We start from the raw sequence: 25253 nt of genomic DNA, 5'->3' as shown, positions 1-25253 counted from the left end.
CTCCCACCGCCCGTTAGTTTTTCTTTGGGTGACGGCGTGGGGCGGGCCGTGATCACGGCCCGCCCCACGCGGCTGCACTGTTCCCTAGCCGGTGACCGTGAACGGTCGGGAGACCTTCGTCGCCGACCGGGCACCGCGCAGCGTGACGCTTGTCGCGCCCGCCTTCGCCGCACCCGGAACGCTCACCGTCGCGCCGGAGAGGACACCGTCACCATTCGCGCGCACGGTGCTGACCGCGAGGTCGTTCCCGAAGGTGACGGTGACCATCTCGTTCGGCACGAACCCGGAACCGTCGACGGTGATCGACGTGCCGCGCGGCCCCGACCTGGTCGTCAGCGCCACCCGCGGCTGGTAGGTCGGCGCCTCGGCCGGCCCGCTCACCTGGACGGTGGCCGTGGCCGGCGTACGCGAGGACGCGCCCGTCGCGGTGACCGCGTACCGGCCGGGTTGCGCGTCGCCGGAGGTCGGCACCGAGGCGCGGACCGTGCCCGTCGCGGAGGCCGCGACCTTCATGGTCCGTCCCGGGTCGGTGCCGACGCGGACGGTCACCTGCTCGCCGGCGGCGAAGCCGCTGCCGTCGACGGTGATCGCGCCACCGGTGGTGACGGTGCCGGACGCGGACAGCGCGATCGCCGGCTGCGATCCGCTCCGACCAACCGTCACGGTGAACGACTCGGTCCTGCTCGACAGGCTGTCCCACACGGTGACGCGCACCGGGTAGGTGCCCTCCCGCGCGTAGGTGTGCTGGCCGCTCATCGCACCTGACGCACCGATGGTGACGTCGTCCGGAGCCGTGCCGTCACCCCACTGGACGCGGGCCCGGTAACCGGTCGTGCCCGGAACGCCGCCGGTCACCGTACCGAGCGTCGCCGCGAGGGCCTGGCCGGCGGTGGCCGTCTGGTCCTTCGGGGCGACGGTTGCCAGCGCGGGGGCCGGCGTGCCGTCGTCGGCAACGGCGAACACGTGGATCCGGCCGGCCGAGCGGGGGTCGCCGGTCTGCGTCGGCAGGGTCACCGACACCAACCTCTTGCCCGCCGGGATCTGGTAGGGCGTGGTGGCGAACAGGAACGGCTGGGCGGCGTCGCGGCTCGTGCCCTGCAACCGGTACGCCGTCTTCGCGACGATGATGTTGCCGTAGGACGGGGTGCCGCTGGCGTTGCCGCCCAGCGTCCAGTCGCTGAACTGGATCGGGATGCTGGCCGTGCTGCCGTCGCTGAACGTCGCCGTGCCGGTGGTGCTCTGGTTGCCCTGCGTTCCGGCGCCGATGAACGAGATGCTCTTCGCGTCGTCGGGCAGGTCGAGCACGACCGTCGCACCGTTACCCGTGGCGTTGTCCGGCTGACCGGCCGGAATCGTCGGCAGGGTGAACCGCAACGCGGTCCCGGGGACCTGCTGCCGCTGGCCCTGGGTCGCGCCGCCCGCCGCCAGGGCGGCCCGCGAGTACGCCCACGACTTCGCGTCGCAGTCCGCCGCGAGGACCCCCTCGTCGCCGACACAGACGCTGTCGAACGCGGCGGCCAGGCCGGAAGTCGGGACGTACCCCACGTCGACGCCGACCGTCGCGGAGCTCTGACTCACGCCGTCGCTGACCGTGACGGTGGCCTGGTGGTAGCCCGGTGTGGCGTAGGTGTGCGACCCACCGATGCGGTAGACGGCCCGCGAGTTCAGCGTCACGGTGCCCTCGGTGACGGGCGTGCCGTCACCCCAGTCGATCGTGGCCTGGTAGCCGGCGGCGTCGCCGCCGGTGACGGTGGCCAGCGGCACCGAGACCGGTACGCCGGACGTCGCGTGCACGCTGTCGGCGGCGGTCACCGTGATGTCACCGCCACCGATTTCCAGATCACCCCCGGCGAGCAACTCGATCTCGGCGAGGTTGGTCTGCGGGGCGCCGACCGTCCTCGACACGGCGAGCCGGAACTGCGCGAAGCGTCCCGGCCTGTCGATCTCGTACGGGCGGGTCTGGTTGCGCCAGCGGAACGCCTGGTCCCGGCGGGAGTCCACAGTGGTCCAGGTGATGCCGTCGTTGGAGCCCTGTAGTCGCCAGTCGGCCGGATCGCCCGCACCGGCCCCGGACGTGACCGTGTAGTACGTCGGCTTCTGCTTGGCACCACGGAATTCCCAGGTGATCTGCGGGGTCGCCGAGGTGAAGGTGAGCTGGGTGGTGGACGAGTCGTCGAACAGCACCGCCGCGTCCTGACCGCCTGTCGCGCTCGCGGTGCCGAGACCGGGGCCGGTGGTGTCCTGCAACGGCTTCGGCGCCTCGTTGCCCTTGGTCAGCGACGGTGGCGCGTCGTTGCGCCCGCTGCCCCACGACGACGGGTTGGGGCCCATCTGGAAGTCGATGGTGCCGCCCTTGGCGAGCGCGGCCACGTCCAGGGACAGGCCGCGCTGCTTCTTGCCGTTGACCTTCACGTCCTGCACGTAGACGTTGCGGTTGCTGTTGCTCGGCGCGTTGACGACGATGTCGCCCGTGCTGCGTCGCACTGTCATCCTGGTGAACTGCGGTGAACCGATGGCCCACTGCGACGACCCGGCCTGCAACGGGTAGATGCCCAACGAGCTGAGGATGTACCACGACGACATCTCGCCGTTGTCCTCGTCGCCCAGGTAGCCCTGGCCGATCTCGCTGCCCACGTAGAGGCGACGCAGGATCTCCCGGACCGTCGCCTGGGTCTTCGCCGGCGCGCCGGCCACGTTGTACATGTACGGGATGTGGTGCGACGGCTGGTTGCTCATGCCGAGCTGACCCATCCGCACCGCGCGGGCCTCCAACATCTCGTGGATGACGCTGCCGTATCCACCGGGGCGGTCGGCGTTCTCCGGGGTGGTGAAGAACGCGTCGAGCTTGTCCCGCAGCGCCTTCTGCCCGCCGTACAGGTTGGCGAGGCCCTGGCCGTCCTGCTGTGCGGTGAACGCGAAGTTCCACCCGTTGGTCTCGGTGTAGACGCCACCCCAGTCCAGCGGGTCACCGGCGAGGAAGGTGCCCGCGGCGTCGCGGCCCTGGAAGAGCTTCGTCTTCGGGTCGAACAGGTGGACGTAGTTGCGGGCGCGCTCCAGGAAGTAGCGCGACTCCTCGGTGAGCCGGGCACGCTCGGACTTCGGCGTCGCCGGGTCCTTGGCGAGAGCCGCACCCATGTTGCCGATGCCGAAGTCGTTGATGTATCCCTCCAGCGCCCAGGACACCGACTCCCCGGTGGACGTCGGCGTGTAGCCGAGGAACAGGGAACTTTCGATGCCCTTGCGTCCGACCGCGCTGCGACCGGACGCGACGGTCGCGTCCTTGACCGCCGCGTCGTAGGCCGCGAGCGGGTCGGGCAGCTTCACCCCGGTGAGGTACGCCTGGGCCAGGGCGACGTTCGCGCTGGTGCCGGTCATCAGGTCGGCGTAACCGGGGGACGACCAGCGGGCGATCCAGCCGCCGTCGCGGTAGTGCTGGACGAACCCGTCGGAGATCCTGGCCGCGACGTCCGGGTAGAGCAGCGCGTAGGCGGGCCACACGGTGCGGTAGGTGTCCCAGAAGCCGTTGTTGACGTAGATCTGCCCGTCGACGATCTTCGCGCCGGTCCGGGTGGGGGTCGACGCGCCGGTGGGCGCCGACACCGGGCTCGCGTACTGCCAGCGCGGCGCGGCGGCGGTGCCGGTGTTCTCCGACTGCGAGTTCGGGTAGAGGTTCAGCCGGTACAGGTTCGAGTACATGGTGACCAACTGCGCCTCGGTGGCACCGCGTACCTCGACCCGGCCGAGCCGGTCCTTCCACGCGGCCGTCGCGGCGGCGTGGACCTGGTCGAAGCTCCTGCCGGTGACCTCCAGGTCGAGGTTGCGGCGCGCCTGGTCGACGGAGAGGAACGACGTGGCGAGGCGCATCGTCACCTCCCGCGACGCGGAGATGTCGACGGTGGCGGAGGTGGCGGTGGATGCCGTCGGCGCCCGGTCGACGGCTCCGGAGACGAACATCCGGCTCCGCCCGGCGGACAGGCCGCCTCCGTTGTCGACCCAACCGGTGAACGCGCCGTCGGCACCGATGGTGAACGTGCCGTTGTGGAAGACGAGGCTTCCGGTCGGCTGCCCGGCGGGGAAGGTGAACCGCATGATGCCGGCGTGGTCGGTGGGCGACATCTCCGCGACCAGGCCGTTCTGCAACGTGACCCGGTAGAGGTCCGGTTGCGCCGTCTCGTCGTCGTGGCTGAAGGCGAGCGCACGGCTGGCGGGCTCACCGGTGAGCGGCCCGCCGCCGACGACCGGCATGACCGACATCTGGTTGCGGTCACCCATCCACGGGCTGGGCTCGTGGGAGATCGCGAGGCCCTGGAGCATCGGCAGGTTGGCCTCGTTGTTGATCCGGTGGTACTCGTACTCCCAGGAGTCGGAGGTCGCGTCGGTCACCGGGGTGAAGAAGTTGAAACCGTTGGGCACGGCGGTGATCGGCAGGTTGTTGCCGCGCGAGAAACCGCCCGTCGAGTTGGTGCCACGCCGGGTGTCGACGTAGTTGGTGAGCGTCGAGCCGTCGATCGACGCCGGTACGGCGGTCAGCTCGATGTCGTCGAGCCAACCCTGGAACCGGGTCGACCCGGTGGCCTGCGGGTTGTCGTACGCGAGCAGGATGCGGTCGATCGTCTTGCCCCGGGCGACGGTGCCGAGGTCGGCCTGCACCAGGTTCCACTGGTCGGCGTAGAGCACCTTGGACGCGCCCTGGCCGGCGGCGGTGAGCGGGTAGCCGTGCTGGTCGACGGGTGAGCGCCCGCTGAGGTAGCTGCCGTCGGTGAAGTGCAGGTCGACGGCGGCGTAGGTGGACGGGTACCTGGCGTCCCCGCCGGTGAACTCCGGGAAGAGCTTGTACGACAGCCGGGTCTTCGGTCCGACCGGGATGGTGACGTCGAACAGTTTGTTGCTCGCGTACGAGCGGCCGTCACCCTCGGCCCCGCCCGCGTAGCGCAGCGCGGCCAGTCCGGTGAACCCGGCGTCCGGCTTGGTGGTGTAGCCGCCGTTCGGGCCGGCGGTGGCCTCGCTGACCATGGGCGTGGCCGGCGGGCGGGCGTCCGAGCCGTCGCTGATGTTCCAGTCGGCGAGCTGCACGAGCGAGTCACCGGAGTTCGCTGTGACGTTGAGCCGGTAGAAGCCGTAGGCGTTCGTGTTGGTGAAGCTGTACGTGTTGGTGGCGAAGCGCCCGCTGAACTTCTCGCCGACGCGCTTGTCCAGGTCGGTCCAGCTGTTGCCGTCGTTCGACCCCTGCACCACGAAGTCCCTGGGGTCCCGGCTGGGCGCGTCGTTGGCGGCGGTCAGCGAGTAACGCACCACCGTCGCCGGCTTGGCGAGCTGGTAGGTCACCCAGCCGCTCGACTCGAACATGAGCCACTTGGTCGACGGGTCGTCGTCCGTGAGGCTCGCGGCGATCTCGTTCGGCAGGTGTTCCGCGCTCGCGGTCACGGCGCTGACCTGGCCGAGCAGGCTGCCGGGCAGCGTGGTGACCTTACCGCTCAGGTTCGCCTGGATCGGCTTTCCGTTCGTACCGACCTCGACGGTGCTGGCGGCGGGTTGCGGGTCGGCTGCTTCGAACGAGGAGCCGAAGTTGCCCGGGGTCGCCGGTGCGGCTGCGGCGTTGGCCAGGGGCGCGGCGACGAGCAGTCCCAGCGGGAGCAGGGCGGCTGTGGTCGCGGCGAGCAGGCGGGGGGACGGATGACGCGCATGGGGGGTTTGCGACATGAGGGACGGTGCCTTTCGACTCGAACCAGCCGAGTACGTCGAAGGTCTGGGCAGAGTGGACCGGGTCAGGCCCTGTGACATCGTTGTCATACGAGGTGGTGAACAACGACGGGCGGGGCGGTGGACTGCCGCTGATAGTTCCGGGCAGACCACGGCCCTGTCAACGGGTTGATCACCGCGAAACCGGCGCCCAGGCTGGCACTGCCCCTCCACGCGCCGACGGGCGTCGGACACTTCGCCGCCGCACCACTGTCGACCGCCCGCCGGGCCTCGACGTCACGCGGTCACGTGCGTCGAGGCCCGGATCGCGGGTCAGCAGGAGAGATTGGCCCCGGCGGGCACGCCGAGAATGCCGACGAACTGCTGGTATCTGGTGACCCGGCTCTGCACCTGGGCGGGGTTTCCCCCGTTGCACTCGATCGAGCCGTTGATGCTGCGGATCGTCTGGCCGAACCCGGCCCCGGTGACCATCGCGTTGTGCGCGGTCATGGTGCCCGGTCCATTCTGGGTCATCCAGTACCAGATACCGGTCTTCCAGGCCACCGCCGCATCGTTCTGCACCAGCCACGGGTTGGTCAGCAGTGGCAACTGGAGGGCGATCCCGGCGGCGTTGTAGTTGAAGTTCCAACTGAGCTGGATCGGCCCCCGCCCGTAGTAGGCGGCCTGCCCGGCGGGACAGCCGTAGGGCTGGCCGGGGTCGCAGTAGTGCGGGTAGTTCGCCGTGTTCTGCTCGACGACGTGCACCAGGCCGCCGGTCTCGTGGTACACGTTCGCCAGGAAGGCCGCGGCTTCCTGGCGCTGGACGGTGGCGTTGCCGGTCCTCGCGAACGCCGGGTAGGCGCTGAGGGCGGCGACGAGCCCGGAGTACGTGTAGAAGGAGTTGCGGCCGGGGAACATCTGGTTGAACTGGGCTTCGGTCACCACGAAGCCGCCGGGGTTGGTGGGCGGCTGACTGGTGGGTGGTTGACCACCACCACAGGTGTACGGCTCCCAGTACCAGGTGCTGACGACCGGGTCGTAGCCGGGATTGTCGTGCTCGGCGACGTAGTACAGCCCGTTCGTGTACCGCACGATCGCCCCGGCGGTGTACCAGGTCCCGGCCGCCCAGTTCGGGTGGTCGCAGCTTCCCGTGGTCGGCGGCGTGCTGCCTCCCCCGCACGCCCCGAGGTCCTCCCAGACCCCGGTCGTGCCCGGCGGCGCCTCGTTCTGGGTCCACCACTTCGCCCGGTAGTTACGGCCGTTGTGCGACACCTGGGCATCTCCCCAGTAGACGGCCGAGGCCTGCCACGACGCGGAGCAGGCCGCCGCCGACGCGGCTGTCGACGGGATGACCGCGACCAGTCCACCGGCGACGATCAGTGCCGCCAGCGCGACAAGCGCGCGCAGTCGTGCCATGTGATCACTCCATTCCTGGGACATCCCGGGCCGGCGACCCGAGACGGTCATTGATGGAGGTGACTGTAACACCTTCTGTTCACAAGCTTTACTATTGATGGTCGGGACGGCCTGACCTCACCGCCGATAGTTCCGACGCCTTTCCGGATGACGCTGCCCCGAATGCCGGACGCGACGACGGCCGACCGACTGCCCCGCCGACCACCCTTCCCCGATGGGCTCGGCATAAGACGTCAGACATCATCCCGGATGCTTCCGGATAGTTCCGGAAGTTGTTGACGCTCCGGAAATCCCGCTGCAATACTCCGATCCATCGAGGTCAATGCGGTCGACGTCGCGATGGTCCGTTCGGCCGCCCTACTTGTCCACCCCTGCCCGGCCTGTGCTGCCCGCACCCTGGCGCACGTCCGGGCCCCCGGAAAGGGGCACCAGATGACCAGGAACTCCCTCAGCACGGCCCCACGGTCCAGGCGGTTGCGCGCGGCGCTTGCCGCCCTCACCACCGCCGCCGCGATGTGCGGCGTCGTTCTCGCCGCCACCTCGACCCCGTCGAGCGCGGCCACCTGCAACGGCTACGTCGGCCTCACCTTCGACGACGGCCCGACCAGCAGCACCGGCACGCTGCTCAACGTGCTGCGCAGCAACGGCGTACGGGCCACGATGTTCAACATCGGGCAGAACGCTCAGAACAACCGGTCCGCGGCGCAGGCGCAGGTGTCCGCCGGGATGTGGGTCGGGAACCACAGCTGGAGCCACGCCCACATGACCTCGATGAGCCAGTCCCAGATGCAGTCCGACCTGTCCCAGACCAGCTCGGCGATCCAGTCGGCGACCGGCGTCCGACCGCAGTTGTTCCGGCCGCCGTACGGGGAGACCAACTCCACCCTCCAGTCCGTCGCGTCGTCGCTCGGCATGCGTCAGGTGATCTGGGACGTGGACTCACAGGACTGGAACGGCGCCAGCGTCAGCCAGATCGTGTCCAACGCGAGCCGCCTCCAGGCCGGTCAGGTCATCCTCATGCACGACGGAATCCAGAACACCCGCGACGCGATCCCGCAGATCATGGCCAACCTGACCAGCCGCAACCTGTGCCCCGGCATGATCTCGCCGTCCACCGGCCGTGCGGTCGCACCCGACGGCACGACCCCGCCGCCCAACACCGGCACCCCGCCGCCCAGCACGGGAACCCCGCCCCCGGGCAACGGCAGTTGCACCGCGACGGCGACGACCCCCAACGTCTGGGGTGACAGGTACAACACGTCGGTGACGGTCAGCGGCGCCAGCACGTGGACGGTGGTGGTGGCGATCACCTCGCCGCAACGCGTCTCCACGATCTGGAACGGCACCGCCACCTGGGACAGCAGCGGCACCGTCATGACCGTGCGGTCCAACGGCAGCGGCAACACCTTCGGCTTCACCACGATGACGAACGGCAACAGCAGCGCCCGCCCACAGATCCGCTCCTGCACCGCGGGCTGAGCGCACCGGGCCGATGTCGGCGGGTGCCCGGGGTTCTCCGGGCACCCGCCCGATCGTGTCGGTGGCGGCCGTTAGCGTGTGGGCACTGTCGCCGCGCCGGCCCGTCCAGGCCGGTCGCTGACCCCCGGAGGCCCTCATGTCCCAGGAGACGACCTACCTCGAACTGTCCGAAGTGGACGGTGCGCACAAGTTCTACGAGGTCATCGTCGACAACGCCACGCTGACCGTGCGCTACGGCCGGATCGGCGACCAGGGGCAGGTCAAGGCCACCGCCTACCCGGACAACACCCGGGCCCGAGCCGCCGCGGCCAAGAAGATCGGGGAGAAGGTCCGCAAGGGCTACGCGCCGGCGGTCCCGGGCGTCCGACAGAAGCGCACCGTCTCCCGGCGACAGATCGTCAGCACCCGCTCCACCGCCCACACCGCCCCGGTTCTCTGGCGCTACGACTCCGGGGCACCCGCCTTCGGCATCTTCGTCGACGGGCGGCACTGCATGGTCGGCAACGAGCACGGCGTGATCACCACGCTCGACCACGACGCCCGGGTGCGCGGCCAGGTCCGCCTTCCCGACGGGGTGAAGTGCATCGTCGCCGACGACGCCTGGATCTACGCCGGCTGCGACGACGGCAACGTCTACGACCTCTCCGGCAAGGTGCCCCGGGTGGCGTACGCGATCGCCCCGGAGATCGACATCTACTGGCTCGACATCCACGACGGCGTCCTCGGCGTCTCGGACGCCGACGGCGGGATCACCGCCGTCGACCACGAGGACGAGTTCCTGTGGCGCCGGCCCGGGCGGGGGCGTTCGGCCTGGATGGTGCGGTGCGACGACGACGCCATCTACCACGGCCATTCGCGCGGCGTGACCGGCTACGAGTGGCGTACCGGCCAGGAACTGTGGCACACCAGCACCGGTTCGGTGCTGTTCGGCTGGCAGGAGCAGGGCAGCGTGTTCGCCGGGACCAGCACCCGCGAGGTGGTGCGGCTGTCCAAGGCCGGCCGGCTCGACGGCAGTTACCGGTGCGACGCCCCGGTCTTCTCCTGCGCCACCGCCGAGGGCGGCCGGTACGTCTTCGCCGGTGACAGCCAGTCCTCGATCTACTGCTTCGACGCGGCCGGCACCCGGCTGTGGAAGCTCGGCACCGGCTGCGGCTCGGCGTACTCCATGCAGTACCACGACGACCGGCTCTACGTCGTCACCACCGGCGGCCACCTGGCCTGCATCGACGCGAGCGAGCCGGCGATCCGGGCGGCCCAGGCCGGGGACGTGCCCCAGGTACGCGACGTCAAGGCCCCCCGCCAGGCGCCACGGCCGGTGGAGCCGACGATCGTGGAGGTGACAAGCGACTCCGGTGCGGGCGTGGTCGTGCAGTGCCTGGACGACCGGGGCCGGCTGCGGGTCCAGGTGCTGTCCGACGGCTACCGACACGACTGGTCCGTGCAGTTTCCCAAGGGGATCCGCGAGCCGGGCGCCCGCTATCTGGTGACCGAGGTCCGCGAGTCCAGCCGGGGCGGCTTCTACCGGGCGTTCGGCGACATCCGCCGCCTGCGCTGAGCGGCGGTCGCGGCAGCCGGGCCGGCACACCGACGGGACACCGATCGGCCTCCCCCTGTCGTAGGGTGCCGGCATGGCGCACCCCGTCCGGGCCGACGGCGAGGCCAACGGGGCCTGGTGGGCCGCCCCGCCCACGCGGCGGGTGAGTCACCTGCCGGCCGTCGACCCCGAGGTGCTGCGGGTGGCACTCGACCCGTTGCCGCCGGCGGCGCCGGCGGTCGTGCACTACCGGCCCACGGTGGTGGGTCCGCTCGGCGACCTCGTGGACGACCTCCTCGATCAGTTGGACACCGCGGCGCTCGCGATGTTCCCCCGTTGGCTGGCCGGCGCGGACCGTTTCGAGAGCGAGGGCACGCTCGGCGTGGCGGCGGTACGCGCCCTCGCGGCCCGCGCCGCAGCCCGATCCCGGCACTTCGGCCCGTTCCTCGCCGACCTCGCCGAGCGTGGGCTGCGCGGTCCGCGCCGGCCCGCCGGCCGGTCCCGCTTCGCCCCGGGGGTACGCGCCGCCGGGCTCGCCCGGGTGCTCGCCGAGGCGTACGACCGGGAGGGCAGTCTCCTCGTCATCGCCCTGCCCGACCTGGGCGCGGATGCCGAGCGGACACTCGTGGCCGCCGCCGAGTGGCTCGTGCGGCACGGCGGCTTCACGGTGTGGTTGGCCGGCGGGCCGCTGCGTCATGCCGACCGGGTGCGGTCGGTGCCGATGCTGGTGCCGGTGCGGTTCGCCGAGCTGGTCAGCTCGACCGACCGGTCTGCGGCCACGTCCGCACAGCCGGGCCCGACGGTGCTGGCCTGGCCGCCGATCGCGGGGGTGCCGCGTGGTGACAGCGCGGCCGAGCAGGCACTCGAACGCGCGCTCGCCCCGCACGACTGGGCGCGGGGCCGGCGGTGGAACCACACCTACGAGTGGCACGTGCTGGGTGCGTCCTACCGACTGGATCTCTTTTGGCCCGCCGAGGGTCTTGCGGTCGAGGTGGACGGCCCGGAGCATCGTGGGCGAATCGCTTTCGCCAACGATCGGCGGAGGGACGTGCAGCTGCAACTCCTCGGGCTGGACGTGCTCCGCTTCACCAACGAGCAGGTGCTCACCGACGCGCCGGCGGTGGTCGACGGGATCCGTCGGCTGCTGATCCGGCGACGCGCGGACGGCACGCACACCGACGGAGATGAGAGATCATGACCAGCCCGGCGGACGTCCCGCACCTGACGCCGAACCAGATCAACGCCCTCGTGGTGCTGATGGTCGAGGCGCGCCGAGTCAGCAACGTCGAGCTGAAGGAGCTGGCCGGTTTCACGCTCACCGGCCAGGACAACAGGAAGCTCGTCGACCTGGGTCTGGTGGAGACCGATCGGACGCACCGGCCGTTCGCCCACGAGCTGACCGACGAGGGCTGGCGGGTGGTCCGTCACCTGCACACCTCCACCCCGCCCAAGCAGGGTGGCTCCACGACCCGGTCGCTGTTCGTCGTCCTGTCCAACCTGCACCGTTCGCTGGACCGGCTCCGGATCAGCCACGGTGACTTCTTCAAGCAGACCGACGCACCGGCCACTGCGTCCGCGACGGAGGTGGAGGCGCTGGTTCGGGCGGCGTACCGGGAGCTGGCCGCCGCACCGGGCGCCTGGGTCGGCCTCGCCGACGTTCGGGACCGGCTTGCCGACACCGACCGGGCGTCACTGGACGCGGCGTTGCGGGCGATGGTCGGCCAGGAGGACGTCCGCATCATCCCGGTGGCGAACACCAAGTCGCTGACCACACGGGACCGCGCCGCGGCCGTCCGCATCGGGAACGAGGACAACCACGCCCTGGCGATCGGCGCGGCATGATCTCCGACGGCCAGCGGGCCGCGCTGGAAGCGGTGAGTCTCAACCCGGCGGTCACCCCGGACGACGTCTGGCGACCCAGCCCGCACAATGTGCCGGAGCTGCACGAGCAGGTGGTCGCGGAGATCCTGCGCGGGGTGGCGCGGGCCCGCACCGACGACACGAGCATGCCGCTCGGCGTGGCCATGCAGGGCCGCGCGGGCGCCGGAAAGACGCACCTGCTCGGGGCGGTACGCGAACGGATCCAGCGCGAGGGCGGCTACTTCTTCCTTGTCGACATGGTCAGCGGCAAGACGTTCTGGGAGAGCGTCGCCCTGGCCCTGGTGGAGGGCATGGGCCGCGCCCACGTCGGCTGGGGCACCCAGCTGAAGACCTTCCTGCGCCGACTCACCCCCCAGCTCGGCCTGCCGGTCGAGGTCCGCGACGCCGTCGCCGGTGCCCGACCGGTGAGCCGTGCGCAGCTCGACGCCTTCATCTGGGCACTGCGCGCCCGTGACCGGGAAGTCGGACGGGACGCCCAGGACACCGCTCGGGCGCTCGTCCTGCACGGTGCCATCGACTTCGAGGCACAGGACGTCGGGTACGCCCACCTGATCTCCGAACCGGGTGACCCGGCCGCGCGGGCGGCGTGGGGGTTGAGCGGCGCCATCCGCACCCCGCAGCAGATCGTGCAGGACATCTCCCGGCTGATGGCCCTGACCCTGGACCCCACGGTGATCGCCGTGGACCAGCTCGACACGCTGTTCGCCCAGACCAGCACCTCACTGCTCAACCAGCACCAGGGACTGGAGGACGGCCAGGCCAAGGTGCTCGGTCCGATCGCCGACGGCCTGCTGAAGCTCCGCGACATCACCCGCCGCACGCTTGTCGTCGTCTCGTGTCTGCCGGACACCTGGGTGCTGATGACACGTACCGTGCCCACTCCGGTCGGTGACCGGTTCCGGGCGGCGACCCTGCCGGACCGGATCCCCACCCCGGAGATCGGGCACGCCATCGTGGCGAAGCGCCTCGCCGCCGCGTTCGCGGGTCCGCACTTCGCACCACCCCACCCCACCTGGCCGATCGCCCCGGCCGCCTTCGCCGACGCGCCCACCCTGACGCCACGCGCCCTGCTGCGCCGGGTAGACCGCCATGTGGCCTGGTGCCGCGACCGCGACGAGGTGGTCCAACTCGACCGACTCATCGACGGCACCGACTCGACGCCGACGACCGCCACCGTGCGCGGTGCGGCGGCGGTCCCGACGATCGGCGAACACCGCCTGCGCGAGCTCGACGAACGGTTCGCCGAACTGATCGAGGCCGCGGACGTGTCGGCCGCCGTCGACCCGGCGGGCGAGGACGAGCACATGCCACCGCTGCTCGCCGCCGGCCTGGCCGCCTGGATCGCCGAGCAGGCGCCGACCGGCGCCACCTACAAGTTCGATCCGCCGCCCGGGCGCAAGCCCGCCCTGCACGGGCGGCTGATCGAGGTGCTCGACGAGGCCACCGAGAACGAGGCGCACTGGTGCTTCCGGGCCGTCGCGCACCCCAACGCCCTTGCCGTGACCGCCCGGGTCAAGGCCGCGTGCACGCTGGCCGGACTGGATCGGGACCTCCCACAACGGCGGTTGATCCTGTTGCGCAACGGCCCGTGGCCGACCGGGAAGCGTACGACCGAGGTGTTGACCGGTTTCGACGCGGCCGGCGGCCTCCGGCGCGCGGTGCCGGAGGCGGACCTGCGGGTCTTCGCGGCCCTGCGGGTGCTGGCGGCCGAGCCGTCCACGGCCTTGCAGGAGTGGCTGGTGGCCCGTCGTCCGGCCAGCGGCACCGAGCTGTTCCGGGCGGTCCTGCCCGGGCCGGAACGGCCCCGCGACGGCGTACCGCCGGTGTCGCCCGACGACGGGGTGCCGCCGCCGGGCGACGTCGGGACACCGTCGGCCGACGCCGGGACAGCGTCCGACGACGCCGGGGCTCCGTCGGGTGGTGTCGAGCCCGACCCGACGAGCGCGCCGGTCGCCGCCGTGACCGGCGGACCGTCGACCGGCCCGGTCGCCGTGGCCGTGCCCGCTGACCCGGTCGGCCTCGTGGCCGGTGCCGGCGCCCGGACCATCGGGCTGGGGCGGACCGCCGACGGTGATCACCCGTTCACGGTGCCCCTGGAGTCGTTGCGGCGGCACGCCGTCGTGTTCGCCGGGTCCGGCTCGGGCAAGACGGTGCTGATCCGTCGACTGGTCGAGGAGTGCGCCCGCGAGGGTGTCTCCGCGATCGTGCTCGACCCCAACAACGACCTCGCCCGGCTCGGTGACGCGTGGCCCGCACCGCCGGGCGGCTGGGGTCCCGGCGACGCCGAACGAGCCACCGACTACCTCACCCACACGGAGGTGGTGGTGTGGACGCCGCGGGTCACCGCGGGTCGACCGCTGAGCTTTCAACCGTTGCCGGACTTCACCTCACTGCGGGACTGGCCCGACGAGTTCGACCAGGCGGTCCGCTCCGCCGTGGAGGCGCTCGCCCCACGGGCCGGCGTCGACCGGACGAGCCGGCTCGCCCAGCAGGGCAAGGCCGTCCTCACCGAGGCACTCCAGGCGTACGCGCGAAGCGGGATGGTGGGCCTGCCCGGCTTCACCGAGTTCCTCACCGATCTGCCCGAGGGGGTCAGCCGGCTGGCCCGCGCCGGGAAGCTCGCCGAGGAGTTGGCCGAGGCGCTCAAGGCGGCGATGGTCACCGATCCGCTCTTCGGCGGTGTCGGTGCACCGGCCGACCCGGGGCTGCTGCTGACGCCGTCGCCGGGGCGGCGGGCCCGGGTGTCGGTGATCAGCTTCGTCGGCCTCACCTCCGACCAGGAGCGGCAGAGCTTCGTCAACCAGTTGCAGATGGCACTCTTCGCCTGGATCAAACGGCACCCCGCCGGCGACCGACCGCTGGGTGGGCTGTTCGTGATGGACGAGGCGCAGACGCTCGTGCCGTCGACCGGCACCACGGCCTGCACCTCCAGCTCGATCGCGCTCGCCTCGCAGGCCCGCAAGTACGGGCTCGGGTTGGTCTTCGCCACCCAGGCGCCGAAGGGTCTGCACAACCAGATCTCCGGCAACGCGACGACACAGTTCTTCGGACTGCTCAACGCGCCCGCGCAGATCGACGCGGCCCGGCAACTCGCCGAGGCCAAGGGCGGGCGGCTTCCGGACATCGGCCTGCTCAACAGCGGCGAGTTCTACGCCGCCGGCGAGGGGTTCTCGTTCGTCAAGGTCCGTACCCCGCTGTGCCTGACCCACCATCCGAAGGCGCCGCTGACTCCCGAGGAGGTCGTCGCCCGCGCCCGCCCGGCTGGGTAGCCTGGGGCCATGATCTTCATTACCGCCAAGTTCCGGGTCCGGGCCGAGCACGCCGACCGGTGGCCGCAGATCGCCGCCGAGTTCACCGAGGCGACCCGGGCCGAGCCGGGCTGCCTGTGGTTCGACTGGTCCCGCAGTGTGGACGACCCGACCGAGTACGTGCTGGTCGAGGCGTTCCGGGACGACCAGGCCGGTGCCGCCCACGTGCAGTCCGCGCACTTCCGCGCGGCGCAGGAGACCCTGCCGCCGCACCTGGCCGAGACGCCGCGCATCGTGAACGCCACGGTGCCCCAGGACGACTGGTCGCTCCTGGGCGAGATGGCCGTCCCCGAGAGCCGCTGACGGGCGGTCCGCTCGACCCGCCCGCCGTCAGCGGAGCCGGCGGGCGGTGAACCGGGCCGGCGGATCGGCGATGACGTCCTGCGCGGCGATCAACTGGATCTCCCGGGTGCCCGCCGCGAGGGTCGCCTCAAGGACGGCGAAGACGGAGCCGATGGTGCGTTCCAGCGCGACCGCGGGTGAACCGGTCGTGCACAGGTGCGCCAGGTACAACGCCGCGGTGACGTCGCCGCCGCCGTTCGGGTTGATCGGCAGCAGCGGGGTGGTCACCGCCCAGGCACCCTCGTCCGAGACGGCCACCACCTCCAGCGAGCCCGGCGGCAGGTCGCCGTGCAGCACGCTTGTCACCAGGACGTGACGCGGCCCGGTGGCGCGCACCACGTCGACCGCGTCGAGCACCTCCGCCAGCGAGTTCGTCGCACGGCCGGCGAGGAAGTCCAGCTCGAACTGGTTGGGGGTGATGATGTCCGCACGCGGCACGACGGTGTCCCGCAGGTACTCGGGGATGCCCGGCTTGACGAACATCCCCCGTCCGACGTCGCCCATGACCGGGTCGCAGCAGTACACAGCGGCCGGGTTGGCCGCTTTGACCTTCTCGACCGCGTCCAGGATCACCGCGCCCATGGCCGGGTCGCCCTGGTAACCGGACAGCACCGCGTCGGCGTCGCCGAGGACCCCACGGTCGGCGATGCCCGCGATCACCTCGGCCACGTCCGCGGCCGGCAGCATGGGCCCACGCCACGCGCCGTACCCGGTGTGGTTGGAGAAGTGCACCGTCAGGACCGGCCAGACCTCGTGCCCGAGCCGTTGCAGGGGGAACGCCGCCGCCGAGTTGCCGACGTGACCGTAGGCGACCGACGACTGGATGGACAGGATCTTCACCGGCCCATCATCGCCGTCGCGGCCGGGGCCGCACGCACGGCCCGCCGAATCTGTCGGGTGGCCCACTCGCCGCCGACCTCCCGGTGACGGCACGACGGGCGGCCCGGACGTCGTCGTCCGGGCCGCCCGAGCGGTCGTACGGTCAGCCGCCGAGGCTCGCCGCGGCGGAGGCGATCGACGAGGCGAAGTAGCTCACCTGGGTGTAGACGCCCGGGTAGTTGGGTCGGGCGCAGCCGTTGCCCCAACTGACGATGCCGACCTGGATCCAGGCGTTGCCGGCGTCGCGGCGGAACATCGGGCCGCCCGAGTCACCCTGGCAGGTGTCCGTGCCGCCGCTGGCGTAGCCGGCGCAGATCTCCTCGGCGGGGATGAGGTCGCCGCCGTAGTTGGCGTTGCAGGTGGAGTCGCTGACGAACGGCACGGTGGCCTTGAGCAGGTACCGCTGCTGGCCGCCACCCTCGCGCGCGGCACCCCAGCCGGCGATGGTGAAGGTGCCGCTGTCGTACGCGGTGGTGGTGGCGATCTTCAACGTGCTCAACCCGGTCACGGGGGTGGCCAGGCGGATCAGCGCCCAGTCCTTGCCGGCGCCGTTGTAGCCGGGAGCGCGGTAGACGTAGTTGGACCGGACGGTGATCCGGCTGGAGGACTGGAGGTCGACAGTCCCGAGGGTCGCGGTGATGCTGGTGTTGGTGCCGGTCGCGCCCACGCAGTGTGCCGCGGTGAGCACCAGCCGGGAGCTGTAGAGCGCGCCGCCGCACCCCATCGAGAGCCGCACCATGAACGGGAACTCACCCTGAGCGGCGCGGGTGCCGCCGACGACGTTCGGCGTCATGGGGTTGTCGGCCGCCGCGGCCGGCGCGGTGAGAGTGAGGCTGGCCGCGGTCACCGCGGCCAACGCGGTAGCCAACAGGCCAGTGAGGGTACGCCAGCGAACCATGCATTCCTCCGCATCAGGATGGCACGCCTCGTGAGCGCACCCCATTCGAGATAGCGGTCATCATATTGAGAGATATGGATCTAGGGGGCCATCCTCTCTGGGTCGTACCACCGAGGTTATGGATCTCGCATTGGCGCACAAGCGTTGACGGCAGCGCCACAGTGGCTCTATAACGTTGTACAAGCAATGATGGATGTCGATGCGCCTGTCGGCGGCGGCGCGTGGAGGTCCCACCGACATCCGTCGATGACGCCCGTCCCTCGTCAGTGACCACCCGATGCCCACCACCCACGCGCTTCGGGCCTGGCTGCACCGCCCGCGGCGACTCGCCCCTCGGAGACGGCATGACACGTCAGGTCCCCATCCGCCCCGCCCTGCCGCTGCTGCTCATCCTCGCCCTGGTCGTCGGCGTTCTCGCCGCGCCAACCCGGCCGGCGCACGCCGCACCGGCCAAGACGCCGCCACTGACCACTCCCTGGACCAACCAGGCCCTGGTCGGCACACCACTGCCCGAGTACCCGCGACCCCAGATGACGCGGCCGGACTGGCTCAACCTCAACGGCGAGTGGCAGCTACGCCAGTCGGCCACCGACGACGCCCCGCAGTTCGGCGCCAATCTGCCTGAGCGGGTCAACGTGCCCTTTCCGGTGGAGAGCGCCCTGTCCGGCATCCAGCGGGCCGCCAACGACAACCGCAACTACCTGTTCTACCGACGCACCGTCACCATCCCGGCGAACTGGTCGGGGCGGCGGACCCTGCTGCACTTCGGCGCCGTCGACTGGCAGAGCACCGTCTGGGTCAACGGTGTCCGGGTCGGCGCGCACACCGGCGGCTACGACGCCTTCACCTTCGACGTGACTCCCCAGCTCACCGCCGGGACGAACGAGATCGTCGTCAAGGTCTGGGACCCCACCGACACCCGGCAGAACGGCAGCCTGCCGGCCATCGGCAAGCAGACCAAGACACCCGGCGGGATCTTCTACACCCCCAGCTCCGGCATCTGGCAGACGGTGTGGCTGGAGCCGGTGCCCACCGCCTCCATCGCCAGCGTGGACCTCCACCCCAACCTGAGCACCAACACCCTGAGGGTCCGGGTCTTCACCCGGGGCGACGTGAGTGGGCACAGCGTGCTCGCCGAGGCGTTGAACGGGAGCACCGTGGTCGGATCGGCCACCGGCGGCTTCACCGAGTTCAGCGTCCCGGTGCCCAACGCGCGCCGCTGGTCACCCGACGACCCCTTCCTCTACAACCTCCGGGTGACCCTGCGCAGCGCCGGCGGCACCACAGTGGACCGGACGGCGCACTACTTCGGCATGCGGGAGATCACCACCGGCCTGGTCAACGGGGTGCTGCGCCCCAAGCTCAACGGGCAGTTCGTGTTCCAGGTCGGCACCCTCGACCAGGGCTTCTGGCCGGACGGGCTCTACACGGCCCCGACCGACGCCGCCCTCGCCTTCGACCTGCAGAAGCACAAGGACCTGGGCTTCAACATGGTGCGCAAGCACATCAAGGTCGAACCGCAGCGCTGGTTCTACCACGCCGACCGCCTCGGCCTGCTCGTCTGGCAGGACATCCCGTCGCTGACCGCGCAGGACATCGACCCCACCGACGCCCAGCAGGCGCAGTTCGAGGCCGAGGCACGCGAGATCGTCGACGAGCACCGCAGCTCGCCAGCCGTGATCGCGTACACGCCGTACAACGAGGGCTGGGGCGAGCGGTCCCTCGCCGACACCCGGCGGGTCGCGCAGAACATCAAGAACCAGGACCCGACCCGCCTGGTCAACCCACACAGCGGCCACAACTGCTGCCAGTCCCTCGGCAACCCCGGCAACGGTGACATCGACGACTGGCACGTCTACCTCGGGCCGGACTCCCCCGTGCCGTCGAGCAACCGGATCTCCGTGCTCGGCGAGTTCGGCGGTCTCGGCCTGCACACCCCGGGCCACGAGTACAGCCCGAGCGGCAACTTCTTCGCCTACGAGTGGCAGACCAGTTCGAGCGCCCTCACCGATCGGTACGTGGGTCTGGTGCAGGGCACCCAGAACCTGATGCTCGGCACGGGGCTCAGCGCCTCGGTCTACACCGAGATCACCGATCTGGAGGGCGAGCTGAACGGGTTCCTCACCTACGACCGGCAGGTCGTCAAGATGGACCAGGCGCGGGTCCGCGCCGCCAACACCGCCCTGATCAACGCCTCGAAGACCATCGGCAGTTCGGCGCCGGTCGCCCTGCCGGTCAACACCCGACGGTCGTTGCAGGTGACCACGCCCGGCTTCACCAACCGCTACCTGCGCCACCGGGACAGCCTGGCGTACACCGACGTGGTCGACGCCGGGAGCCCCAGCCTGCTCAAGGCCGACGCCACGTACACGATCCGGGCCGGCCTGGCCGATGCCGGCTGCTACTCGTTCGAATCGGTGAACGTCCCCGGGCAGTACCTGCGCCACCAGAACTCCCGGGTCCGCAACTCCCCGGACGACGGTTCGGCGCTCCTGCGGGCCGACGCCACCTGGTGCGCGCGTGTCGGACTGACCGGCACGGGTGTGTCGCTGGAGTCGTACAACTTCCGGGGCAGATATCTGCGGCACTACAACTCGGAGATCTGGCTCAGCAACGGCACCGGCGGCGACGCGTACAACACGCCGACGTTGTGGACCGCCGACAGCACCTGGGCCATCGCCACCCCGTGGGCGCCCTGACCCCACAGGCGGCGACCTCGGCACGGTAGGACGTCGCGGGAGGCTCCGGCCTGGCTGGAAGCCTCCCGCGACGCGCGGGCCGCCGGCCGGGGTACGGACGCGCGCGTCACCTGCCGTGCGGGAGGTCGTTTCTCCGGTCATGAGGGAGAGCGGCGGATCGGTGCCACCGTCGGTCATGGTCGGCTGTCCGCGGCAGCCGTCCCTGGTCGTCGCGCTGTCACCGACCCCGCGACGGCCTGCCGACCGGGCGTGACCGGCGGCAAGGACCGAGCCGCAACTTGCATCCGGCCGACCTCAGCCGTCCATTGCAAAAGCAATCATGCCCGGCAATAAATAGATGTCGACCAATCTTGACTTGCGCAGCCGCTCAGCGCACCGTAAAAAGCCAGAGGCAGCTGAGCGCCATTATCGGCCCGACTGCGTGGATCGCCGAATGGGGGCGCTGCCGGTTTTCGCGCCGCGTTCACCAGGAGGCGTTCCATGCGGTTGAATCCGTTCGCCGGAGTTTATCTCACCGATCCGGCAAGCATGTGGCGGCGAATTCTCGACGACCCCGGCGGGGTGCACTACGCCGAGGATCTGGGCCTGTGGCTGATCAGCAGGCACGCCGACGTCCGGCGCGCCCTCGCCGACGCCACCACGTTCGCCAACACCCTCACCCTCGCCCCGGTCTACCAGGTGTGCCCCGAGGCGATGAACGTGCTCATGCGACTCGACGCGCCACCCACCACCGCCGCCGCGGACCCACCTGTGCATCCCCGTACCCGCCGGGCCCTGCGGGCGACCTTCGCGAACACCGCCGAGCGGGTCGAGGCCGAATACGGCGCGATCGTCCGGCGGCGGGTCGACCAGTTGGTCTCCCGGCTCGCCGCCCGCCAGGGCGACCAGGTCGACCTGATCCCGGAGCTCGCCACCGAACTCCCCCTGCTGGTGGTCCTGGACATCCTCGGGGTGCCTGACGTCGACGTCGCGCGGATCCGGAGGTGGGCGGACGGTCAGATCGCTCTCGTCTGGGGGCAACCGGACCCGGCCGAGCAGGTACGCCTGGCGCAGGGCCTGCTGGACTTCTGGCACTACTGCGAGGATCTGGTCCGCCAGCGCGTGGACGGTGGACACCAGGGCGACGACTTCATCGGCCGCGCCCTTGCCTACCGGGACGACGACGACGCCGTGCTGACCGTGCCCGAGGTGGCGAGCCTGGCGTTCAACCTCCTGGTCGCCGGCCACGAGACCACCGCCGGCCTGCTCGCCCACGCCCTCGACCAGGCGCTGTCCACTCCCCGGCGCTGGTCGGACCTCACCGCCGACCGGAGGGCTGTCCCCGCGTTCGTTGCCGAGACCCTGCGGTTCGCGCCCGCCATCGACGGCTGGCTACGGGTGACCAGCCGAGACGTCACAGTGGGAGCGGTGACGATTCCCGCCGGGGCGCGCTGCCTGCTGCTGATCGGGGCGGCGAACCGCGACCCCGCGGTCTTCTCCCACCCGGACCAGTTCGATCCAGACCGGACGGACGTGGGCAATCATCTCTCGTTCGGCCACGGCCCGCATTTCTGCATCGGCGCGGGATTGGCACGGCTGGAGGCCGAGATCACCATCACCAGACTCACCGAAGCAATTCCCGGCCTCCGCCTGGCGACCGCGCAACAGCGCTCGTACAAGCCCAATGTCGCGTTTCGCGCCCACCACACGCTGCTCGCGGTAATCGATATCATGGGACCCGCCGACGTTCCGGCGACGCACGGTGCGGCGGCCACCGAAGCGGCAGCCGCCTGACCATGAGCGCTCGCCAGCTGGCTCGCCCGCGGGCGGACCGAGTGCTTGCCGGGCGACGTCGCCTGCCCCACCCACCTTTCCACCAGGCCCGACGATTCATGTCGGTGAACGTCTTCACACCCATCGCGTCCTGGGTTAAGAATTGCCCTCTGTGAATGTTCAGCTCATCGGCGAATCTCGATCTGGCATCCACTGCTGATTCCCCGTAGCCACGAAGGTGAGCGCATGGAGCACACATCCCCGTCGAGTTCTGCTCCCGCCGCGGCAAGCGAACGGTTCCGCTGGGAACTGCGGGAGTGCCGCGTTCGACGGGGCCTCACCCAACGGGCCCTGGCGGATCTGGTGCGGTTCAGCCGGGAGACGGTGGCGGCGGTCGAGTCGGGTCGCCGGTTCGGCAGTCACGAGTTCGCGCTGCGCTGCGACGACGTGCTCGGCACCGGCGGCCGGCTCGCGGCACTGTGGCCGCAGGTGGCCGCCGAGCAGTTGGCGGCCGACGGCCGACGTGGCCCCCGCGCCCCGGAACCGGTGCGGCGGGATCAGCCGGTGCCACGCCAACGCGCGCGCCGCGACGCGCGCGACCCGGGCGCCGTGGTGGACGCGATCGACGAGCTGCGTGAACTGATCGGTCAGGTGCTCAACGGCCCACCCGGCCCGGACGACGCGGAGCGGCGACACTCCCGCGTCGACCCCCTCGACGACCAGCGCTGACCGCACCGATCCGGACCGGTCTCGCGGTGTCACCAACCGCTGACGTTGGGTACAGATGCTGGTACGGGCAGTTTGTACCACGGCCAGGTCTGGTCTACGAGCGCGGCTTCCGGCCGAATGGGACTTGCATTCGGCAACGTGCGGATAGACCGTCATCGACGAGTCGTGGGAGTCAATCTTGGCGTCGAGCACCCGGTCCCACGCGGCCAGACCCTACCCGACCCGCCGACGCGGCTGGAAGATAGCCGGGCGGATGCGCCTCATCGTCGCGGCACCACTCGTCGCCGTGATCGGCTTCGCCGGTCTCGCGCTGACCGAGAGCGCACGCCAGACCGCGCGCGCCAGCGACCTGCGGATCCTGGCACAGGTCGGCGCGGAGGCCGGTGACCTGGCCTACCGGCTGCAACGCGAACGCATCGCCGCCGCCGACCTGCTCACCTACCCCACGCCCGAGCAGCAGGACACCTTCGGCGTGGAACTGGCCGCCACCGACGACGCCGTCGCCCGCTACCGGGCACAGCGGGACCGGCTGTCCGCCGACGCCGACACCAACCGCGCCCTCCTGCGCCGCATCGACGCGGCCCTGGACAGCCTCGCCCCACTGCGCACCCAGGTACGCACGGCGGCGCACGCCTCGGTGTCGGCGATGACCTTCAGCTACCGGATCGCGATCGCCGACCTGATCAGCTTCCGGGAGAACATCTCGCACGGCGTGGTCAACGCCCGACTCGCCGACGGGATCCGCGCCTCGGCGGCCCTGTCGAAGACGGCCGAGGCGATCGGTCAACAGCAGGTCGCCGTGCTGCGCGCGGTCGCGGGCGGCGAACTCACCCCCGCCACGCAACAGGACATCACCGCGGCCCGGACCAGCTACACCGAGTCGAGCCTGTCGTTTTTGTCCCTGGCCCCGCCCGAGTGGAGCGTCTGGTGGGAGCAGGCCGGCACCGGCAAGGAGGCGCTCGCCCTGCAACGGATGCAGGACGAGGTGTCGCGAGCCCAGCCGGGGTCACGACTGCAACTGGAGACCGCCGGCTGGGTGTCCACCACCCAGGCGCGTGCCGCCCGCCTGGCCGACCTGCGCGAACGGGTCGACGCCGCGGTCGGCGACGACGTACGGGCCGCGCACGCCGACCAACGCCGCCGGGCCGTGGCCGAGGCGGTAGGCGTCCTGCTGGCACTGCTCCTCACCGCGCTGGTGACCTGGGCCGTCGCCCGGCAGATCACCCGGCGGCTTCGTCGCCTACGGGACGCGGCGAACGCCGTGGCATTCGAACAGCTCCCCGCCGTGGTGGCCCAGCTCCAACAGCCGGGCAGCGCCGCCGTCGACCCGCACAAGCTGGCCCACCAACAGGCCTCCGCCGCCCTCGAACCGTCGAGCGACGACGAGATCGGCGAGCTGGGCCAGGCGTTCAGCGCGGTTCACCAGGCCGCCGTGCGCACCGCCGCCGAGCAGGCCGTCATGCGCGCCAACACCGCCGACATCTTCATCCACCTGAGCCGCCGCGAACAGCGACTCGTCGACGCCGTGCTGGCCCAGGTCGACCTCGTCGAACGGGACGAGACCGATCCCGACCGGCTCCACCAGCTGTACACGTTGGACAACCTGGCGACCCGGATGGGACGGATCAACGCCAGCCTGCTCGTGCTCGGTGGCGTCGGTGTCGGTCGCGTCCGCCAGCGCGACGTCCCGCTGCAACAGGTGCTCCAGGCCGCGCTGTCCCAGATCGAGCACTACGCGCGGATCCGGCTCGGCATGATCGACGGGGACGTCGCGGTGGCGGCGAAGACCGTCGACGAGGTCGTGCACCTGCTCGCCGAACTCATGGACAACGCCACCACGTACTCGCCGCCCGGCAGCGAGACATGGGTGAGCGGTCGGAGCCTGGGTGACCGCGTCATCGTCCAGATCAGCGACGAGGGCATGGGGTTGTCCCCGCAGCGGATGCAGCAGCTCAACGAACTGCTGGCCCACCCGCCGGCCATCGACGTGGCGGCCGTACGGGCGATGGGCCTGGTCGTCGTGGGCCAGCTCGCGGCCCGGCTGGGCGCCACCGTCCAGTTGCGACGCGGCCCCCGGCGCGGCACCCTCGCCGAGGCGACGCTGCCCGCGTCGATCATCCGGTCGCTGCCACCGGAGGAGTACCTGCTCGCACCCGGGCGCCTCTCGCGGCGGGCGGCGCGCACGGCCAGCCCACCGCCGCCGTACCAGCCGCGTCCCGAGCCCACCGCCGGACGCCCACCGGCCGAACGGACCCTGCCGGCGGCGCCGGTGTTCCGACCGACTCCCGCGGCCCCGGACCGGGGTGACGCGCCCACCGAGGAGTTGCTCATCTTCGAACAGGTCAACCACTGGTTCCAGACGGACGCCACCGACGGCGACGACAGCCGAGAGTGGTCCAGCCCCGCCGACGACGCCTGGCAGACCGCCGCCCAGGCGCACACCCCCGAAGTCGCCACGACCACCCCGTCCGGCCTGCCGAAACGGGAGCCGCAACGGCATCTCGTGCCCGGCGGCGTGAGCGTGCCCCACCAGCAACAGCGGTCCGAGTACCGCGACCCGGCCCAGGTGGCGACGGCGATGGCCGCGTACGCGCGAGGTGTGGCGAACCGCAGGCGCACCCCGATCAACCTCGGCAACAAATGACGCGACAGGAGAG

The 25253-nt window shown here is 71.1% G+C and carries 14 protein-coding genes; 10 read left to right on the top strand and 4 right to left on the bottom strand.

Going from position 1 to position 25253, the window contains the following annotated elements:
• Positions 1–84: 84 nt before the first annotated feature.
• A complete protein-coding gene (locus AB0F61_RS30320) occupies positions 85–5700 on the bottom strand; it encodes a GH92 family glycosyl hydrolase (protein WP_357816681.1) in 5616 nt (1871 codons plus the stop codon).
• A gap of 312 nt (positions 5701–6012) precedes the next feature.
• Positions 6013–7095: a glycoside hydrolase family 19 protein gene (locus AB0F61_RS30315; RefSeq protein ID WP_357816678.1), complete on the bottom strand. Its 1083-nt coding sequence runs from the start codon at positions 7093–7095 to the stop codon at positions 6013–6015.
• A gap of 432 nt (positions 7096–7527) precedes the next feature.
• On the opposite strand from AB0F61_RS30315, the gene AB0F61_RS30310 reads away from it, so the two are divergent.
• The 6 genes from AB0F61_RS30310 to AB0F61_RS30285 all read left to right on the top strand — a co-directional run bounded on the left by AB0F61_RS30310 (position 7528) and on the right by AB0F61_RS30285 (position 15600).
• Positions 7528–8574 carry a polysaccharide deacetylase family protein gene (locus tag AB0F61_RS30310; protein ID WP_357816676.1) on the top strand — a complete coding sequence of 349 codons (1047 nt, stop codon included), beginning with the start codon at positions 7528–7530 and terminating at the stop codon, positions 8572–8574.
• A gap of 136 nt (positions 8575–8710) precedes the next feature.
• On the top strand, positions 8711–10129 hold the full coding sequence (locus tag AB0F61_RS30305) for a PQQ-binding-like beta-propeller repeat protein (protein WP_357816673.1): 1419 nt from the start codon (positions 8711–8713) through the stop codon (positions 10127–10129).
• Between the two features lie 73 nt (positions 10130–10202).
• Complete coding sequence (locus AB0F61_RS30300; RefSeq protein WP_357816671.1) at positions 10203–11306, top strand: DUF559 domain-containing protein; 1104 nt, start codon at positions 10203–10205, stop codon at positions 11304–11306.
• On the top strand, positions 11303–11950 hold the full coding sequence (locus tag AB0F61_RS30295; RefSeq protein WP_357816668.1) for a hypothetical protein: 648 nt from the start codon (positions 11303–11305) through the stop codon (positions 11948–11950). The genes AB0F61_RS30300 and AB0F61_RS30295 overlap by 4 nt, the downstream gene beginning before the upstream one ends.
• Positions 11947–15258, top strand: a complete 3312-nt coding sequence (locus AB0F61_RS30290; protein WP_357816666.1) for a DUF87 domain-containing protein — start codon at positions 11947–11949, stop codon at positions 15256–15258. Before AB0F61_RS30295 ends, AB0F61_RS30290 begins: the two co-directional genes overlap by 4 nt.
• Before the next feature lie 9 nt (positions 15259–15267).
• Positions 15268–15600, top strand: coding sequence for a putative quinol monooxygenase (locus tag AB0F61_RS30285; RefSeq protein ID WP_357816663.1), 333 nt, complete (start codon positions 15268–15270; stop codon positions 15598–15600).
• Positions 15601–15627: 27 nt separating this feature from the next.
• Here AB0F61_RS30285 and pdxY read toward each other — a convergent pair whose 3' ends face one another.
• On the bottom strand, positions 15628–16479 hold the full coding sequence (gene pdxY / locus AB0F61_RS30280) for a pyridoxal kinase PdxY (RefSeq protein WP_357816661.1): 852 nt from the start codon (positions 16477–16479) through the stop codon (positions 15628–15630).
• A 142-nt stretch (positions 16480–16621) separates the two neighbouring features.
• Complete coding sequence (locus AB0F61_RS30275; protein WP_357816658.1) at positions 16622–17416, bottom strand: serine protease; 795 nt, start codon at positions 17414–17416, stop codon at positions 16622–16624.
• Positions 17417–17760: 344 nt separating this feature from the next.
• On the opposite strand from AB0F61_RS30275, the gene AB0F61_RS30270 reads away from it, so the two are divergent.
• The 4 genes from AB0F61_RS30270 to AB0F61_RS30255 all read left to right on the top strand — a co-directional run bounded on the left by AB0F61_RS30270 (position 17761) and on the right by AB0F61_RS30255 (position 25240).
• On the top strand, positions 17761–20115 hold the full coding sequence (locus AB0F61_RS30270) for an AbfB domain-containing protein (protein ID WP_357816655.1): 2355 nt from the start codon (positions 17761–17763) through the stop codon (positions 20113–20115).
• A 480-nt stretch (positions 20116–20595) separates the two neighbouring features.
• Positions 20596–21888 carry a cytochrome P450 gene (locus tag AB0F61_RS30265; protein WP_357816652.1) on the top strand — a complete coding sequence of 431 codons (1293 nt, stop codon included), beginning with the start codon at positions 20596–20598 and terminating at the stop codon, positions 21886–21888.
• 225 nt (positions 21889–22113) lie between these two features.
• A complete protein-coding gene (locus AB0F61_RS30260) occupies positions 22114–22596 on the top strand; it encodes a helix-turn-helix transcriptional regulator (protein WP_357816649.1) in 483 nt (160 codons plus the stop codon).
• Between the two features lie 253 nt (positions 22597–22849).
• Positions 22850–25240, top strand: a complete 2391-nt coding sequence (locus AB0F61_RS30255) for a nitrate- and nitrite sensing domain-containing protein (RefSeq protein WP_357816646.1) — start codon at positions 22850–22852, stop codon at positions 25238–25240.
• Positions 25241–25253 lie beyond the last annotated feature (13 nt).

This window comes from Micromonospora sp. NPDC023888 (genome assembly GCF_040639415.1).
Classification (GTDB): domain Bacteria; phylum Actinomycetota; class Actinomycetes; order Mycobacteriales; family Micromonosporaceae; genus Micromonospora.
The sequence above is the reverse complement of the archived record's forward strand: the minus strand, read 5'-3'. Positions and strand labels throughout refer to the sequence as shown.